Annotated in this window: 9 protein-coding genes; 4 read left to right on the top strand and 5 right to left on the bottom strand. The window is 68.2% G+C overall.

What is annotated here, in order from left to right; all coding sequences use genetic code 11:
• The first annotated feature begins 216 nt into the window (after window positions 1-216).
• Together ACIQCS_RS18980 and ACIQCS_RS18975 are read left to right on the top strand one after the other, a co-directional pair.
• The gene (locus ACIQCS_RS18980) at window positions 217-2,721 is read left to right on the top strand and encodes a TonB-dependent receptor (protein WP_345848753.1); all 2,505 of its coding nucleotides are present in this window, start codon (window positions 217-219) and stop codon (window positions 2,719-2,721) included.
• A 229-nt stretch (window positions 2,722-2,950) separates the two neighbouring features.
• Complete coding sequence (locus ACIQCS_RS18975; protein WP_345848752.1) at window positions 2,951-4,399, top strand: CehA/McbA family metallohydrolase; 1,449 nt, start codon at window positions 2,951-2,953, stop codon at window positions 4,397-4,399.
• Between the two features lie 12 nt (window positions 4,400-4,411).
• Here the strand turns inward: ACIQCS_RS18975 and ACIQCS_RS18970 are convergent, their stop codons facing one another.
• Window positions 4,412-5,818, bottom strand: a complete 1,407-nt coding sequence (locus ACIQCS_RS18970) for a hypothetical protein (protein ID WP_345848751.1) — start codon at window positions 5,816-5,818, stop codon at window positions 4,412-4,414.
• 100 nt (window positions 5,819-5,918) lie between these two features.
• On the opposite strand from ACIQCS_RS18970, the gene ACIQCS_RS18965 reads away from it, so the two are divergent.
• Together ACIQCS_RS18965 and ACIQCS_RS18960 are read left to right on the top strand one after the other, a co-directional pair.
• Window positions 5,919-7,538 (top strand): M28 family metallopeptidase, encoded by a 1,620-nt coding sequence (locus ACIQCS_RS18965; protein ID WP_345848749.1) that lies wholly within the window; start codon window positions 5,919-5,921, stop codon window positions 7,536-7,538.
• A 19-nt stretch (window positions 7,539-7,557) separates the two neighbouring features.
• The gene (locus ACIQCS_RS18960) at window positions 7,558-8,538 is read left to right on the top strand and encodes an agmatine deiminase family protein (RefSeq protein WP_345848748.1); all 981 of its coding nucleotides are present in this window, start codon (window positions 7,558-7,560) and stop codon (window positions 8,536-8,538) included.
• A 41-nt stretch (window positions 8,539-8,579) separates the two neighbouring features.
• On the opposite strand, the gene ACIQCS_RS18955 is transcribed toward ACIQCS_RS18960, so the two are convergent.
• The 4 genes from ACIQCS_RS18955 to mutS form a co-directional block, all read right to left on the bottom strand.
• Window positions 8,580-10,013, bottom strand: a complete 1,434-nt coding sequence (locus tag ACIQCS_RS18955; RefSeq protein ID WP_345848747.1) for a sorbosone dehydrogenase family protein — start codon at window positions 10,011-10,013, stop codon at window positions 8,580-8,582.
• 80 nt (window positions 10,014-10,093) lie between these two features.
• Window positions 10,094-12,301 carry a catalase/peroxidase HPI gene (gene katG / locus ACIQCS_RS18950; protein WP_345848745.1) on the bottom strand — a complete coding sequence of 736 codons (2,208 nt, stop codon included), beginning with the start codon at window positions 12,299-12,301 and terminating at the stop codon, window positions 10,094-10,096.
• Window positions 12,302-12,494: 193 nt separating this feature from the next.
• Window positions 12,495-12,719: a hypothetical protein gene (locus tag ACIQCS_RS18945; protein ID WP_345848743.1), complete on the bottom strand. Its 225-nt coding sequence runs from the start codon at window positions 12,717-12,719 to the stop codon at window positions 12,495-12,497.
• Window positions 12,716-15,295, bottom strand: coding sequence for a DNA mismatch repair protein MutS (mutS, locus tag ACIQCS_RS18940; protein WP_345852013.1), 2,580 nt, complete (start codon window positions 15,293-15,295; stop codon window positions 12,716-12,718). The genes ACIQCS_RS18945 and mutS overlap by 4 nt, the downstream gene beginning before the upstream one ends.
• Window positions 15,296-15,331 lie beyond the last annotated feature (36 nt).

Raw genomic sequence — 15,331 nt, 5'->3', positions numbered from 1 at the left:
CCGCGCGCTTTGGCAATCCATCCGATCCATGGCCGCTGGGACATCGCCGCCGGCCATGCCCCTTGTGACAGGCTCCATGCCCATCGGACATCGTTGTCATCATTCGGAAAAATTAGCTTCATTTCGGTGTCTTCTCCAAGCCGTCCAATCGCAACAGCAGGCGCCTAGCCCGCCCCGGCAGCAGCCTGCGCTGTCCATGCGAAAAGGGGATTACCAATGCAGATCAGCCATATGCTGACGCGCACCAGCTTCACCGCCCTCCTGTTGACGGCGAGCGTTCCGGCGCTTGCCCAGGCACAGGAGGCCGCCAGCCCGGCCGCCGACGCCACCACGCCCGACGAGGAGATCATCGTCACCGGCCGCGCCGGCGCCGGCGAACGCACCAAGCTCGACACCAGCTATGCCGTCACCACGCTGTCGAACGACATGATCCGCTCGCGTGCGCCGTCGAGCGTGACCGAGACGCTCAAGTCGGTCCCCGGCTTCTGGGTCGAGGCCTCGGGCGGCGAAGGCTCGGGCAATGTCCGCGCACGCGGCATCCCGGTCGACGGCTTCGGCTCGATCAACCTGCTCGAGGACGGCCTGCCCGTGCAGCATGATCCGGCGCTCGGCTATCTGAACGCCGACCAGGCTTTCCGCATCGACGAATCGATCGACCGGATCGAAGTGGTCCGCGGCGGCCCGTCTTCGGTCTTCTACTCGAACGCCCCGGGCGGCGTGGTCAACTATATCACGCGCCGCGCCGGCGATTCGCTCACCGGCAACGCCCGCGTGCTCTACGGCCCGACCGCCGAGCTCTATCGTTTCGACGGCTGGATCGGCGCGCCGCTGGGCGACGGCCTCAAGCTCGGCGTCGGCGGCTTCTACCGCAGCGAGCAGGGCGTCCGCGACCCCGGCTTCACCGGCAACAAGGGCGGCCAGGTCCGCGCCGATCTCGTCAAGGAATTCGACGGCGGCTCGCTGACCTTCAGCTACAAGCATCTCGACGACAACGCGATCTTCTACACCGGCATCCCGCTGACCAAGGACGGCAAGGGCAAGATCGTCGGCCTGCCCGGCTTCGATCCGCATTATGGCACCACGGCCAGCCCGGCCTCGGCCAAGCTGGCGCTGCGCAGCGCCACCGGCGTCGTGAACTTCGACAATACCAAGGGCACCGACATCCGCCTGGACCAGGGCTCGGTGCTCACCGACTATGAGTTCGCGCCGGGCTGGAAGCTCACCAACGGCATGCGCTACCGCGACAGCTACACGGTGCGCAACGGCGTCTACCCGACCTCGGTTGCCACCGCCGCGTCGTTCCTCGCCAGCAACCGCGCCGCGCTGCTCGCCGCCTTTCCGGGGGCGACCGACGTGCAGATTCGCTATGCCGATAATGGCCAGGCGTTCAACGTCGCCAGCCAGAACGGCAATGGCGACATCTTTATCAATGCCGCGCGGCCGGTGACGGTGTGGGAGCGCGAGTTCCTCAACGACTTCCGCATCGCCCACAAGTTCGAAGCCGCGGGCACGCATGATCTCGCCTTCGGCTTCTATTATGCCAACATCGACGAGACCTTCAGCCGCTATTCGGCCTCGACGGTGCAGGACGTGTCGAACAATTCGCGCCTGCTCGATGTGGTTGCGGTCAACGCCGCCGGCAGCGTGGTCGGTTCGCTGACCAAGAACGGCGTCGCCCGCTACGGCTCGGAATTCGCCAACGGCACCGGCAGCCAGACGACGATCGCGCTCTATGCCTCGGACGAGTGGCAGATCACGCCGACGCTGCGCTTCGACGGCGGCATCCGCTGGGAGCAGATGAAGGCGACCGGCGCGCAGGAGGGCCAGAAGACGGTCAATCTGGGCGATCCCACCACGCTGGCGGACGACAATGTCCTCACCGGCAGCGGCGTGTTCACCAACTTCGATCGCAAGTTCGACAGTATCGGCTACACGGCCGGCCTCGACTGGCAGTTCGCCAGGATCGGCGGCGTGTTCGCGCGCTACACCCATGCCTTCCGCATGCCGAGCGTCGGCAGCTTCATCACCAGCGCCACCGCGACGCCGGTGATCCAGGGCATCGACATGTGGGAAGGCGGGATCAAGCTCTCCACTCCGTTGATCAGCGTCTATGCCACCGGCTTCCTGACCGACTACGACTCCTATTCGATCGGCAATTTTGTGTTCGCGCCGCCGCCGGCCACCGGCGTCATCCAGCAGACGGTCTATACCGACACGCGCGCCTATGGCGTCGAGCTCGAGGCCACGCTGCGCCCGGTCAAGTGGTTCGACTTCACCGTCCAGGCGACCATCCAGGAGCCGACCTTCCGCAACCTGCGCTACAACGAGAACACTTCGGGCGGCCTGGTCGCGCGCAACTATTCGGGCAATCAGCTGCTGCGCGTGCCCAAGCTCTCGCTGCGCGCCACGCCGGCGGTCACGCTGTTCGACGGGCGCCTGCGCGCGCAGATGGACGTCGAGCATTATGGCGATCGCTATGCCGATGCCGCGAACACCTCGAAGCTGCCGGCCTATACGGTGATCAATGCCAGCGTCAGCCTGGGCCTGACGAAGAACATCCGTCTCTGGGCCTATGGCGACAACCTCACCAACACGATCGGCCTTACCGAAGGCAATCCGCGCGCGGGCGAGCTGACCAGCGGCCAGGCCAACGACCTGCTGTTCATCGGCCGCCCGATCGTCGGCCGCAACATCCGCTTCGCGGTGGATTTCTCGTTCTGACGGATGAAGCTCCCCTCCGCCCTCGGTTTCCCTCCCTGGACGGGAGGATCATCAGGTCGGCCATGCCCCCGGCATGGCCTGAACAGCGCGGGGCGCTGTTCACCTGATGATGGGGGCGGGCGGGGGCCTGGCGATACGGCTGGGTCCTGATCCGTCCGCAGTCGTATCGCGCATATCGACCCACTCCTAACCCCTCCCTTTCAGGGAGGGGAATTTGTTGAGGCCCCCCATGCTCCACCGCCTCCTGATCGCGCTCGCCCTCCTTCTCGTCCACGCCCCCGCGCATGCGCAGCAGGCGGATCAGGTCGTCACCGGCGAGATCACCGGCGCGGATCACGAGACCTACAAGCAGATACCCTTCGACGTGCCGGAAGGGGTCGAGCGCATCACCGTGCGCCTCAGCTACGACAAGGCGAACCGGACGGTCGTCGATCTCGGCCTGTTCGATCCCCGGGGTTTCCGCGGCTGGAGCGGCGGCACGCGCGATCGCTTCACCCTTGCCGCCAGCGACGCCTCACCCGGCTATCTCCCCGGCACGCTGCCCGCCGGCCGCTGGCATATCCAGCTCGGCGTGCCCAATGCCCGCAAGGACGCCCGCAACGCCTATCGGGTCGAGATATTCCTCGATCGCGGTGCTGCCCGCAACGCCAGCGCCGCCATTGCCGACGGCCCGGTCAGGGCCGGCCCCGGCTGGTTCCGCGGCGACCTCCACATGCACGATGCCCATTCGGACGGCAGCTGCACCAGCAAGGCGGGCAGGAAGGTGCCGTGCCCGCTGTTCCGCACCGTCGAGGCCGCGGCGCGGGCGGGCCTCGATTTCGTCGCGGTCACCGATCACAATACCGTCGCGCATTTCGCGGGGCTGCGCGAGCTCCAGCCCTATTTCGACGATATCCTGCTGATCCCGGGCACCGAGATCACCAGCTTTGGCGGCCATGCCAATGCGATCGGCCTGGCGCGCTGGGTCGATTTCCGCATCGGCACGCCCGGCGTTCCCAATATCGCCGCGGTGGAGAAGGCGGTGGCGGAGGCCGGCGCGATCCTGTCGATCAACCATCCGGCATTGCCCTCGGGCGAGGCGTGCATGGGCTGTGGCTGGATCTGGCCGGACACCGACTGGGCGGGCATCGCCGCGATCGAGGCGATCAACGCCAACACGGTCGACACGCCGCTCTCGGGCATCGGCTTCTGGTACAAGCGGCTGAACGCGGGCAATCGCCTGACCGGCATCGGCGGCAGCGACAATCATGATCCCGACGCCCAGGCCGGTCGCGCCCCGATCGGCCGGCCCACCACCGTGGTCCATGCCGCGGAGCTTTCCACACCGGCGATCCTGGCGGGCATTCGCGCTGGCCGGGTCTTTATCGATGTCGAGGGCACGCGCGACCGGATGCTTGATGTGACCGCCGTTTCGGGCGGCAATCGCGCGGTGATGGGTGAGACGCTTGCCGCCGGCGCGACGATCGACGTCAGCGCGACGATCGCCGGTGTTGCGGCGGGCAAGGTCGTGCTGGTCGCCAATGGCGTGGAGGCGCGGTCGCTGCCGGTCGGGCCGGCGGTCCGCTTCCGGCTCGATCGCAAGGCGGCCTGTGGCTGGGTCGCGGTCAATGTGACGACGGAAATGGGCAAGTTGCTGCTGGTCGGCAATCCGATCTATGTGACCTGCGGCAAGCCCTGAGCAGCCACAGCCTCAATCGTCATCCCGGCGAAAGCCGGGATCTTGTGCGGCTCTTTTCCTGTCCTCGCCTGAGATCCCGGCTTTCGCCGGGATGACGGCCAAAGATCCCAGCTCCCGCGTCGCGAAGTCGATGAAGCTCGGCCAGTTGTCGCGGTTGCTGTGCCCGCCGCGATGCTGGCGGAATGCCAGCGTTCCGCCGGTCACCGGCGTCAGTTCGGGCGGGAACGCCGAGGCGGCCAGCCCCCTCGCGCCATATCTCTCCCAGGCCGGCGACGCGGCCGCCGCGGCGAGGAAGCTGCCCTTGGGATCGACCCAGCCATCGCCGGTATCGACCGTGCCCGCGCCGAGGAACAGCGGCCGGGGCGCGGCGAGCGCGATCAGCATGTGCGCGTCCACGGGCAAATCGAACTCGGTCTTCGGGCCGGCATATTTCAGGAAATTCCCGGCGAACCAGTGATATTCCCCGCCGGCCGCGAGATTGCCCATCCGCTCGCCGAAGTTGCGGCGATAGAGCGCCGCGCCGCCCGCGCCCGAGGAGCCGGCAAAGCCGATCGCGAACTCGGGGTCATAGGCCATCGCCACCAGCGCCGCCTTGCCGTAGCGCGACAGGCCCTCGATCCCGATCCGGCGCGCATCCACTTCCGCGTCCGCAGCGAGCGCCTCGCGCGCACGGCTCGCCCCCCAGGCCCAGGCGCGCAGCACGCCCCAATCCTCGGGTTCGCGCGGCCGGCCGCGCAGGGATATGCCGATCACCCCGGTCTTCAGCGCGCCGCCATTGTCGGCCTGGATCGAGCTCGCCACCACCACGGCATGACCCCAGCCATGGCGGAGGAGCTGCTCGGTATAGGGTGGGCCGGGATCGGCGGGGCGTGGCGGGCCGGGGAATCTGAAGCCCTCGGGAAAGCCGAAGGACAGCATCACGGGCACGTGGCGCCTGCCCGCCGGCAGCGTGTAGCGCACGGCAATGGTCGCGGATGCCTGCGGCCAGGCCCGGTTGTCCGCCTTTCCCTCCAGCCAGCGCCTGATCACGGGCATCCCGGCTTCGGCCGCCCTTTCCTCCCGGACGAGATGCCAGCGTATCTTCGGGGCGGTCAGCGGCACGCGGCCATAGACCTCGCGATCGAACAACGCGACGATCTCGCGGCGGCGGCGGTCCCAATCCTTGCGGTTGCGGACGGGACGGCCGTCGCTCAGGCGCATCAGTTGCGGAAGCTCGGGCGTGCCCGCTCTGGCCTCGTCATAGTTCGCCGCATTGGGGGCCTTGGGGTCGAACCCGTCGGCGCCGGGGCGGAGCTGCACGATGTCCAGCCGGTCGAGCATCGCCTGGCGATCGGCATTGGCGGCGCCATGGTCCTGCTGCCGGCCGGTGGCGGGAAGAGCGAGAGCCAGTATCGGCGCGCAGAGCATCCACAAGCGCATGCATTCCCCTCTCCTGTTATCGCTACCATGGTGCTGCGCATTGCGATCCCGCGCAACCCTTGCCAACATCCGCGCAACAATGTTCCGTTAGGGGGATCCCATGCGTCACCTGCTCACTGCCGCCCTGCTGCTCGCGGGCACCGCGGCCAATGCCCAGACCATCCCGGTCGAGACGATGAAGGAGGTGACGAAGGAGCTGTCGTCCGATGCCTATGAGGGCCGCGCGCCGACCACGCCGGCGGAGGACAAGACGATCGCCTATATCGTCCAGCGCCTTGAAAAGGCTGGATTGAAGCCAGGCAACAAGGGCAAGTGGACCCAGGACGTGCCGCTGGTCGAGCTTACCGCGAACAATGTCCAGCCGCTGGTCTTCTCCGGCGGCAAGGCGCCGGTCAGCCTCGACTATCGCAAGGACATGGTGGTCGCCACCTACCGGGTGGTCCCCAAGGTCGCGATCAAGAACAGCGACGTGGTGTTCGTCGGCTATGGCATCAACGCCCCCGAGCGCGGCTGGAACGACTATGCGGGGCTCGACGTGACGGGGAAGACGGTCGTCATCCTGGTCAACGATCCCGACTATCAGGCCCCGGATACCAAGGGTTTGTTCGAGGGCCGGGCGATGACCTATTATGGCCGCTGGACCTACAAGTTCGAGGAAGCCGCCCGCCAGGGCGCGGCCGCCGCGATCATCGTTCATGACAGTTTCCCGGCCGCCTATCCCTGGGGCGTCGTCCAGTCCTCCTGGGCCGGCCCCCGGCTGGAGCAGGACACCCCGGGCGATCACATGGACCAGAGCCAGGCGATCGGCTGGATGCAGCTCGACAAGGCCAAGGCGCTGTTTGCCGCGGCCGGCAAGGATTTCGACGCGCTCGCCGCCGCCGCGACGAAGCAGGGCTTCAAGGCCGTACCACTTGGCGTGAAGGCTTCCGTCAGCTGGGAAAATACGATCAAGCGCCAGGCCTCGAAGAATGTGGTCGGCATCCTCCCCGGCACGGGCAAGCCCGACGAAGTCGTGCTCTATTCGGCCCATTGGGACCATCTCGGCCGCTGCGACGCGGTGAAGGGTGACGACATCTGCAATGGCGCGGTCGACAATGCCTCCGGCATCGGCGGGCTGGTCGCGCTGGCCGAAGCCCATGCGAAAGCGGGCCCGGCCCGGCGCAGCATCGTCTTCCTGGCCGTCACGGCCGAGGAATCGGGCCTGCTCGGCAGCAAATTCTACGCCGAGAACCCGGTCTATCCGCTCGCCAGGACGGTGGGCGGGGTGAACATGGATTCGCTCAACGTCCTCGGAAAGACCCGGGATTTCGTGCTGGTCGGCGCCGGCAAGTCCGAGCTGGAGGATCTGGTGAAACCCATCGTCGCGGCCGAGGGCCGGGTGATCGTTCCCGAGGAGCGGCCCGAGGCGGGCGGCTATTACCGCTCGGATCATTTCAGCTTCGCCAAACTGGGCGTGCCGATGCTCTATGGCGAGAGCGGCGACGACCTGGTGAACGGCGGCAAGGAAGCCGGCGAGAAGGCCGCCAAGGACTATACCCAGAACCGCTACCACAAGCCCCAGGACGAATATGACCCCAGCTGGGACTGGAGCGGCGCGGTCTCCGATCTCAACGTCTATTACGGCCTGGGCCGCCAGCTCGCCGACGGCAGTGGCTGGCCGAGCTGGTATCCGACCGCCGAATTCCGCGCGATCCGCGACAAGTCTCGCGCCGGGCAATGAACGGGATTATGGGGGCGGAATGACGATTCCGCCTCCCCCCAAGCCCGAATGGGCCCATCATCACGCCGTGTGGATCGGCTTCCCCAGCCATCCCGAACTCTGGCTCGAAGACCTGGCCTCCGCCCGGCTGGAAGTCGCGGCCTTCGCCAAGGCGGTGCACGCCGGGGGCAAGGGCGAGCAGGTGATCCTGGTCGCCGCCAACGAGGAGTCCGCCAAGGCCGCCAGGCTGCTCGTCGGCAATGCCGCCAAGGTCGTGGTCGAGCCGTTCGGCGACATCTGGCTGCGGGATACCGCCGCGATCATCGGCGGCGACGGCACCGCGCACGACTTCCAGTTCAACGGCTGGGGCGGCAAATATGATCTCGAAGGCGATGACGATATCGGCCGTCGCCTGGCCGAGCGCGCCCGGATGCCGGTCGAGGATCATGGCTGGATCCTCGAGGGCGGCGCGATCGACGGCGACGGCACCGGCCTGGTCGTCACCACCGAACAGTGCCTGCTCAACCGCAACCGCAACCCCCAGCTGAGCAAGGCCGATGTCGAGGAGATGCTGCGCAAGGACCTGGGCTATACTCAGGTGCTGTGGCTGGGCGACGGGCTGCTCAACGATCATACCGACGGCCATGTCGACAATCTCGCCCGCTTCATCGGCCCCAACCGGCTGCTGATTCCCGAGGGCGCCGAGAACGATCCCAATTGGCGCATCTACCAGGATGCCGCAGCGCGCGCCGAGCGTGCCGGCGTCGAAGTGGTGCGCTTTCCCTCGCCGGGCCGGGTGCTCAACGAGGACGAGGAGATCATTCCGGCGAGCTACATGAACTTCTACATCGGCAATGCCGCGGTGGTGGTGCCGCTCTACGGCCAGGAGAATGACCAGGCGGCGGTCGACATGCTGGCCACGCTCTTCCCCGGCCGGGCGATCATCGGCCAGCGCGCCGACCATATCCTGACCGGCGGCGGCAGCTTCCACTGCATCAGCCAGCAGATCCCGGCGGCCTAGAAATATCGAGCGACGGATCCCCGGCGAAGGCCGGGGTCCGGTTATTTCTTGGCGACGGGCGCGGGGGCGCCCGCGATCGGCGCGCCGGCCTTGCTGCTCACGCGCCAGATCATGTTGCCGACATCATCGGCCACCAGCAGCGCGCCGCCGGCATCGGTGATCACACCCACCGGCCGGCCGTTCACCGTCTTGCCATCCTTGCCGAGGAAGCCGGTGAGCAGGTCGATCGGCTTGGCGTTCTCGCGCGGATAGCCCTTGTCGCCGAAGGGCACGAAGACGAGCTTGTAGCCCGAGGGCGGCTCGCGGTTCCAGGAGCCGTGCAACGCGACGAAGGCGCCGTTGGTGAACTGGCCGCCCAGCTTGGCGTCGGCGGCGAAGGCCAGGCCGAGCGGCGCGGTATGGGCGCCGAGCGCGAAGTCCGGGCGCTTGGTATATTCGCGCAGGTCCGGCCGCTCGGGGGTCACGCGCTTGTCGACATAGCCGCCCCAATAGTTCCACGGCCAGCCATAGAAGGTGCCGAAATCGACCTGGGTCAGATAGTCGGGCGGCATGTCGGAGCCGAGCATGTCGCGCTCGTTGACGACGGTCCACAGATTGCCGGTATGCGGCTCGAAGGCCATGCCGTTCGGGTTGCGCAGGCCCCAGGCGAAGACGCGCGACGACCTGGTTTCGGGCACCACCTCGAGGATCGCGGCGCGGGTGTGCTTGGCGGCGTCGAGCTGCTTCGCGGCCTGGAAGGGGGTCTCGGCCGCGTAGATCTCGCCTTCCTTGTCGAGGCCGTTCTCGGCGATGTTCGAGGAGGAACCGACCGCGACATAGATACGTTTGCCGTCGGGCGCGGCGAGGATATTGCGTGCCCAGTGATTGCCGCCGCCGGCCAGGTCGACGATCTTCTCCGGCCTGGCGGTGATGCGGGTGTCCCCCGTCCGGTAGGGGAAGCGGACCAGCGCATCGGTGTTGGCGACGTAGAGCCAGTCGCCCACCAGGGCCATGCCGCTCGGCGAGTTGAGCCCCTCGATCAGGGTGGAGCGCTGGTCGGCGACGCCGTCGCCATTGGTGTCGCGCAACAAGGTGATGCGGTTGGCCGAGGGCACGCCGGCACCGGCGCGGTTCATCAGGATGCCCATGATCCAGCCGGTGATCCCGCCGCCCTCGCGCGGGGGCGAATTGGTCTCGGCGACCAGCACGTCGCCATTGGGCAGGCGATAGAGCCAGCGCGGATGATCGAGCTTATCGGCGAAGGGCGTGACTTCGAGCCCTGCGGGGGCGGTCGGCTTCATGCCGTTCGCCCAGCCGACCGGCTTGGCGATGCGGATCGTCGGGACGTCCTGGTAGCGGGCCTCGCTCAGCTGCGGGATCGCGCCGGTCACGGCCTGTTCGGGGAGCTTGGCGACATCGGGCCGCGTGGCCCAGATGAACAGGCCGATAAGCGCCACCGCGAGGATGGCAAGGACGATGAGGATCCGCTTGAGCATGCGGCGAGGATAGGGGCGGGGAAGGGCGAAGCCAATCATCTTAATTCCTCCCCCGGCAAGCCGGGGGAGGAACTGGATCGTTACTTCAGGTCGAAGCGGTCGGCGTTCATCACCTTGGCCCAGGCCGCGACGAAGTCCTCGACGAACCGGTCGCCGCCGCCGGCCTCGGCATAGACTTCCGAGATCGCCCGCAGCTGCGAGTTGGAGCCGAACACCAGGTCGGTGCGAGAGGCAGTCCATCTCGGCGCACCGCTGGCGCGGTCGGTGCCGGCGAACTCCTCGTCGGCGGTATCGTCGATCTCCTTCCACACCGTCCCCATGTCGAGGATGTTGACGAAGAAGTCGTTGGTCAGCTGGCCGAGCCGATCGGTGAGCTGGCCGTGCTTGCCCGCCTTGGCATGGTTGGCGCCGAGCACGCGCAGCCCGCCGACCAGCACGGTCATCTCCGGCACGGACAGGCCCAGCAGCTGTGCCTTGTCGACCAGCAGCTCCTCGGTCGGCACGCTGAAGCGGACCGACAGATAGTTGCGGAAGCCGTCGGCGCGCGGCTGGAGCACGTCGAAGCTCTCGGCGTCGGTCTGCGCATCGGTCGCATCGCCGCGGCCCGAAGTGAAGGGCACGGTCACGTCGTGACCCGCGGCCTTCGCCGCCTGCTCGACGCCGACATTGCCGCCCAGCACGATCAGATCGGCGATGCTCACGCTGCCGCCGAAATCGGCCTGGATGCCTTCATAGACCTTCAGCACCTTGGCGAGCTCGGCCGGCTCATTGGCTGCCCAGTCCTTCTGCGGAGCCAGCCGGATGCGCGCGCCATTGGCGCCGCCGCGCCGGTCCGACCCGCGATAGGTCGAGGCCGAGGCCCAGGCCGTCTTGACCAGCTGCTGCACGGTGAGCCCCGAAGCGGCGATCCTGCCCTTGAGCGCGGCGACGTCCCCGTCGCCGAGCTTCGTGCCGGCCGGGATCGGGTCCTGCCAGATCAGGTCCTCCTGCGGCACTTCCGGCCCGAGATAGCGAGTCTTCGGCCCCATGTCGCGATGGGTCAGCTTGAACCAGGCGCGGGCGAAGGCATCGGCGAAATAGGCCGGGTCGCTGCGGAACTTCTCCATGATCTGGCGATACTCGGCATCGTCCTTGAACGCCTTGTCCGCGGTGGTCATCATCGTCGGGACCTTCTTGCCCGGCGTGTGCGCCGCCGGCGCCAGCGTCTCCTCGGGATTGCCGACCGGTTGCCACTGCTTGGCGCCCGCCGGGCTCTTCACCAGCTCATATTCATGGTCGAGCAGCATGTCGAAATAGGTCATGTCCCATTTCGTCGGCGTCGGCGTCCACGCGCCTTCGATGCCCGAGGTGATGGTGTGGTCGCCCATCCCGGTCTCGTGCGTCGAGATCCAGCCCAGGCCCATCGAGGCCATGCCCGCGCCCTCCGGCTCGCGGCCGACATGCTTGGCATCGCCCGCGCCATGCGCCTTGCCGAAAGTATGGCCGCCGGCGGTGAGCGCCGCAGTTTCCTCGTCGTTCATCGCCATGTTGGCGAAGGTGCGGCGCAGATCGCGCGCCGAGCCCTTGGTGTCGGGCTTGCCGCCCGGACCCTCGGGATTGACGTAGATCAGGCCCATCTGGATCGCGGCGAGCGGCTCCTCGAGCGCCATGCCCGCCTCGTCATCGATGCGAGTCTTGTTCTCGGGATGCCCGACCCATTGTTCCTCGGTGCCCCAATAGATGTCGCGCTCGGGCTCGAAAATGTCCTCGCGGCCGCCGGAGAAGCCGAAGGTCGGTCCGCCCATCGATTCGATCGCGACATTGCCGGTCAGGATGAACAGGTCCGCCCAGCTGATGTTCGCGCCATATTTCTGCTTGATCGGCCAGAGCAGGCGCCGGGCCTTGTCGAGATTGCCGTTGTCCGGCCAGGAATTGAGCGGGGCGAAGCGCTGCGAGCCCGAGGACGAGCCGCCGCGGCCGTCCCCCGTGCGATAGGTGCCGGCCGAGTGCCAGGCCATGCGGATGAAGAAGGGGCCGTAATGCCCGTAATCGGCCGGCCACCAGGGCTGGCTGTCGGTCATCAGCGCCGTGAGATCCTTCTTGAGCGCCCAATAGTCCAGGCCGTTGAAGGCCGCGCGATAGTCGAAATCCTCGCCATAGGGATTGGACGAGACGCCCCCCTGGGTGAGGATCTCCAGGCTGAGCTGTTCCGGCCACCAGTCGCGATTGGTGCGGCCCAGCAGGGTGCGCAGCGCCTGGGGTTCCTTCGACGGATCACTCAGCGGGCTGCCGGTGGTCGGTGCGTCCATGGGATCGACTCCTCTCGATTGCTTGGTCGCTCGGGAAACGCCTGTTTCCCTGAGTCCCATGGAGGCTAGCCGGGGCACCGTGATCGTAGAAATGGATTAGATCGCCGTCAGTGATCGACCGGGTGATTTTTACGACATGTGGTTGTCACTATGATCCGCGACTCCGGCGCGGGGCGGGATGCCGGCAGGGCGCTCAGTCGATGATCGGATGCCGCTCGCGCAGCCGGTCGGCGATGCGCTCGACCGCGGCATTCTCCTCGGCCTCGCCGCCGGGGGTGATCGACCAGTTGCAATGCGGATGCGTGGCGGCGCTGTAGCGCTTGACCGGGCCGATCACGTTCCGCCAGCGCCGCCGCGTGCCGCCGGCCTCGCGCAGCAGGATCGCGAGGAACTGGTCGACAAGATCGGCCGCGTTCATGCGCCTTCCGCCGCCAGGCCCTTGAGCCGGTACAGGATTTCGAGCGCATCGCGCGGGCTCAGGCTGTCGATGTCGAGCGTGCCCAGCTCGCTGCGGAGCGCGTCGACGGCCTCTTCCTCCTCGATCGCGGCGGCGGCGAAGAGCGGCAGGTCGTCGAGGCCCGCGGCGAGGCCGCCGGTGGCGGCGCGGCCGGCCTCGAGCTTGTCGAGCACCGCCTTGGCGCGCTTGATCGTAACGGGCGGCAGGCCGGCGAGGCGCGCGACGGCAAGGCCGTAGCTGCGATCGGCCGGCCCTTCCGCGACTTCGTGGAGCAGGACGAGATCGCCCTTCCACTCGCGGGCGCGGACATGGTGGAGGGTGAGCGCGTCGCAGCGCTCGGCCAGCCGGGTCAGCTCGTGATAATGGGTGGCGAACAGGCAGCGGCAGCGATTGTCCTCGTGGATCGCCTCGACCACGGCCCAGGCGATGGCGAGGCCGTCATAGGTCGAGGTGCCGCGGCCCACTTCGTCGAGGATGACGAAGCTGCGCGAAGTCGCCTGGGCAAGGATCGCGGCGGTCTCGACCATCTCGACCATGAAGGTCGAGCGGCCGCGCGCGAGATTGTCCGAGGCGCCGACGCGGCTGAACAGCCGGTCGACCAGCCCCAGGTTGGCGCGGGCGGCGGGGACATAGCTGCCGGCCTGGGCGAGGACGGCGATCAGCGCGTTCTGGCGCAGAAAGGTCGACTTGCCGCCCATGTTCGGGCCGGTGACCAGCCACAGGCGGCTGGACTCGGAAAGATTGCAGTCATTGGCGACGAAGCGGCCGCCGCTCTTCGCCACGGCTTCCTCGACCACGGGGTGGCGGCCGCCCTCGATCTCGAAACAGCCATGCTCGACGAGGTGCGGGCGCGCCCAGCCGCCTTCGGCGGCGCGCTCGGCCAGGCCGGCCGAGACGTCGATCCGGGCCAGGGCATCGGCGGTGCGCGCAATGGGCTCGCGGGCATCGAGCGCGCGGGTGGTGAGGTCCTCGAGATGCGCAGCCTCGGCGGCGAGGGCATGGGCGCCGGCCTGGGTGACCTTGACCGCGACGTCGTGCAGCTCGGGCGCGTTGAAGCGGACGACGCCGGCCAGCGTCTGGCGATGGGTGAAGCCGCTGTCCTGCGCCATCAGCGGATCGGCATTCCTGGCGGGGACTTCGATGTGATAGCCGAGCACGCCATTGTGGCGGATCTTGAGCGAGCCGATCCCGGTGCGCGCCCGGTACTCGGCCTCGAGCGCGGCGATCGCACGGCGCCCGCCGGCGCCCGCGTCGCGCAGATCGTCGAGCGCGGCGTCATAGCCCTCGGCAATATAGCCGCCATTGGCCGCGTCGACGGGCGGTTCGGGGACGAGCGCGCGGCCGAGCAGGTCGATCAGCGCGCCGTGCCCGCGCAGCTGGGGCAGGAGATCGGCGAGCAGGGGCGGGATGCCGGTGGCGTCCAGCCGCTCGGCGAGGCGCCAGGCGCCGTCGAGCCCGTCGCGCAGCTGGCCCAGGTCGCGCGGGGAGCCGCGCCCGGCGGCGAGGCGGCCGAGGGCACGGCCGATATCGGGCATTGCCCGGAGCGCGCCGCGCACCATGTCGCGCAGGCCCGCATCGTCGTGGAAATGGGTGACGAGATCGAGCCGCGCCTCGATCGCCGGCCGGTCCATCAGCGGCGCCGCGATGTCGCTGCCGAGCAGGCGGGCGCCGGCGCCGGTGACGGTGCGGTCGACGCTGTCGAGCAGGCTGCCCCTGCGCGTGCCCGCCGAGCTGACGGTCAGCTCCAGGCTCTCGCGGGTGGCGGCGTCGATCGCCATCGCGGCTTCGGTGCGGGTGACGCGCGGCGGGCGCAGGAAGGGCAGCGCGCCCTTGGCCGTATGCTCCAGATAGGCGGCGAGCCCTCCGGCGGCGGCGAGCGCCGCGCGCGAGAACTGGCCGAAGCCGTCGAGCGTCGCCACGCCGAACAGGCGCTTCAGCCGCGCCTCGCCGCTCGCGCTGTCGAAATCGATGCGCGGACGCGTGACGGTGGCGAGCTCGTCGAATGCGGAGCCGTCGCCCACCACCGTCTCGGCGGGAGCGAGGCGGGCGATCTCGGCGGCGGCGCGGTCGGCGCTGCTCTCGATGATCTCGAAACGGCCGGTGGAGATGTCGGCGCAGGCGATCGCCACGCTGCCGCCGGCCTCGCCGATCGCGGCGCACCAATTGGCGGTGCGGCTGTCGAGCAGCGCCTCCTCGGTCAGCGTGCCGGCGGTGACGACGCGGATGATCGCGCGGTTGACCAGCGCCTTGGAGCCCATGCGCTTGCGCGCTTCCTCCGGCGTCTCGGTCTGGTTGGCGATGGCGACGCGGTGGCCGGCCTTGATCAGCCGGGCGAGATAGCCTTCCATCGCATGCGCGGGCACGCCGCACATCGGGATGCGCTCGCCGTCATGCTCGCCGCGCGCGGTGAGCGCGATGTCGAGCACCGCGCTGGCGATCTTCGCATCGTCGAAGAACAGCTCGAAGAAATCGCCCATCCGGTAGAAGAGCAGGCAATCCTCCGCTTCTGCCTTCAAGGCGAGATATTGCGCCATCATAGGGGTGGGAGCTGCGGAGGACATGGCTTGCGGCCT

Source organism: Sphingomonas sp. NPDC092440 (assembly GCF_044754985.1).
Classification (GTDB): domain Bacteria; phylum Pseudomonadota; class Alphaproteobacteria; order Sphingomonadales; family Sphingomonadaceae; genus Sphingomonas.
Note: the sequence above shows the minus strand (reverse complement) of the source record. Positions and strands in the feature narration are given on the sequence as shown.

What these genes read in the sequence shown, in the direction of transcription:
- ACIQCS_RS18980 (WP_345848753.1), top strand. Translation starts at nt 217, where the DNA reads ATGCAGATCAGCCATATGCTGACGCGCACCAGCTTCACCGCCCTCCTG.
- ACIQCS_RS18975 (WP_345848752.1), top strand. Translation starts at nt 2,951, where the DNA reads ATGCTCCACCGCCTCCTGATCGCGCTCGCCCTCCTTCTCGTCCACGCC.
- ACIQCS_RS18970 (WP_345848751.1), bottom strand. Translation starts at nt 5,818, where the DNA reads ATGCGCTTGTGGATGCTCTGCGCGCCGATACTGGCTCTCGCTCTTCCC.
- ACIQCS_RS18965 (WP_345848749.1), top strand. Translation starts at nt 5,919, where the DNA reads ATGCGTCACCTGCTCACTGCCGCCCTGCTGCTCGCGGGCACCGCGGCC.
- ACIQCS_RS18960 (WP_345848748.1), top strand. Translation starts at nt 7,558, where the DNA reads ATGACGATTCCGCCTCCCCCCAAGCCCGAATGGGCCCATCATCACGCC.
- ACIQCS_RS18955 (WP_345848747.1), bottom strand. Translation starts at nt 10,013, where the DNA reads ATGCTCAAGCGGATCCTCATCGTCCTTGCCATCCTCGCGGTGGCGCTT.
- katG (WP_345848745.1), bottom strand. Translation starts at nt 12,301, where the DNA reads ATGGACGCACCGACCACCGGCAGCCCGCTGAGTGATCCGTCGAAGGAA.
- ACIQCS_RS18945 (WP_345848743.1), bottom strand. Translation starts at nt 12,719, where the DNA reads ATGAACGCGGCCGATCTTGTCGACCAGTTCCTCGCGATCCTGCTGCGC.
- mutS (WP_345852013.1), bottom strand. Translation starts at nt 15,295, where the DNA reads ATGATGGCGCAATATCTCGCCTTGAAGGCAGAAGCGGAGGATTGCCTG.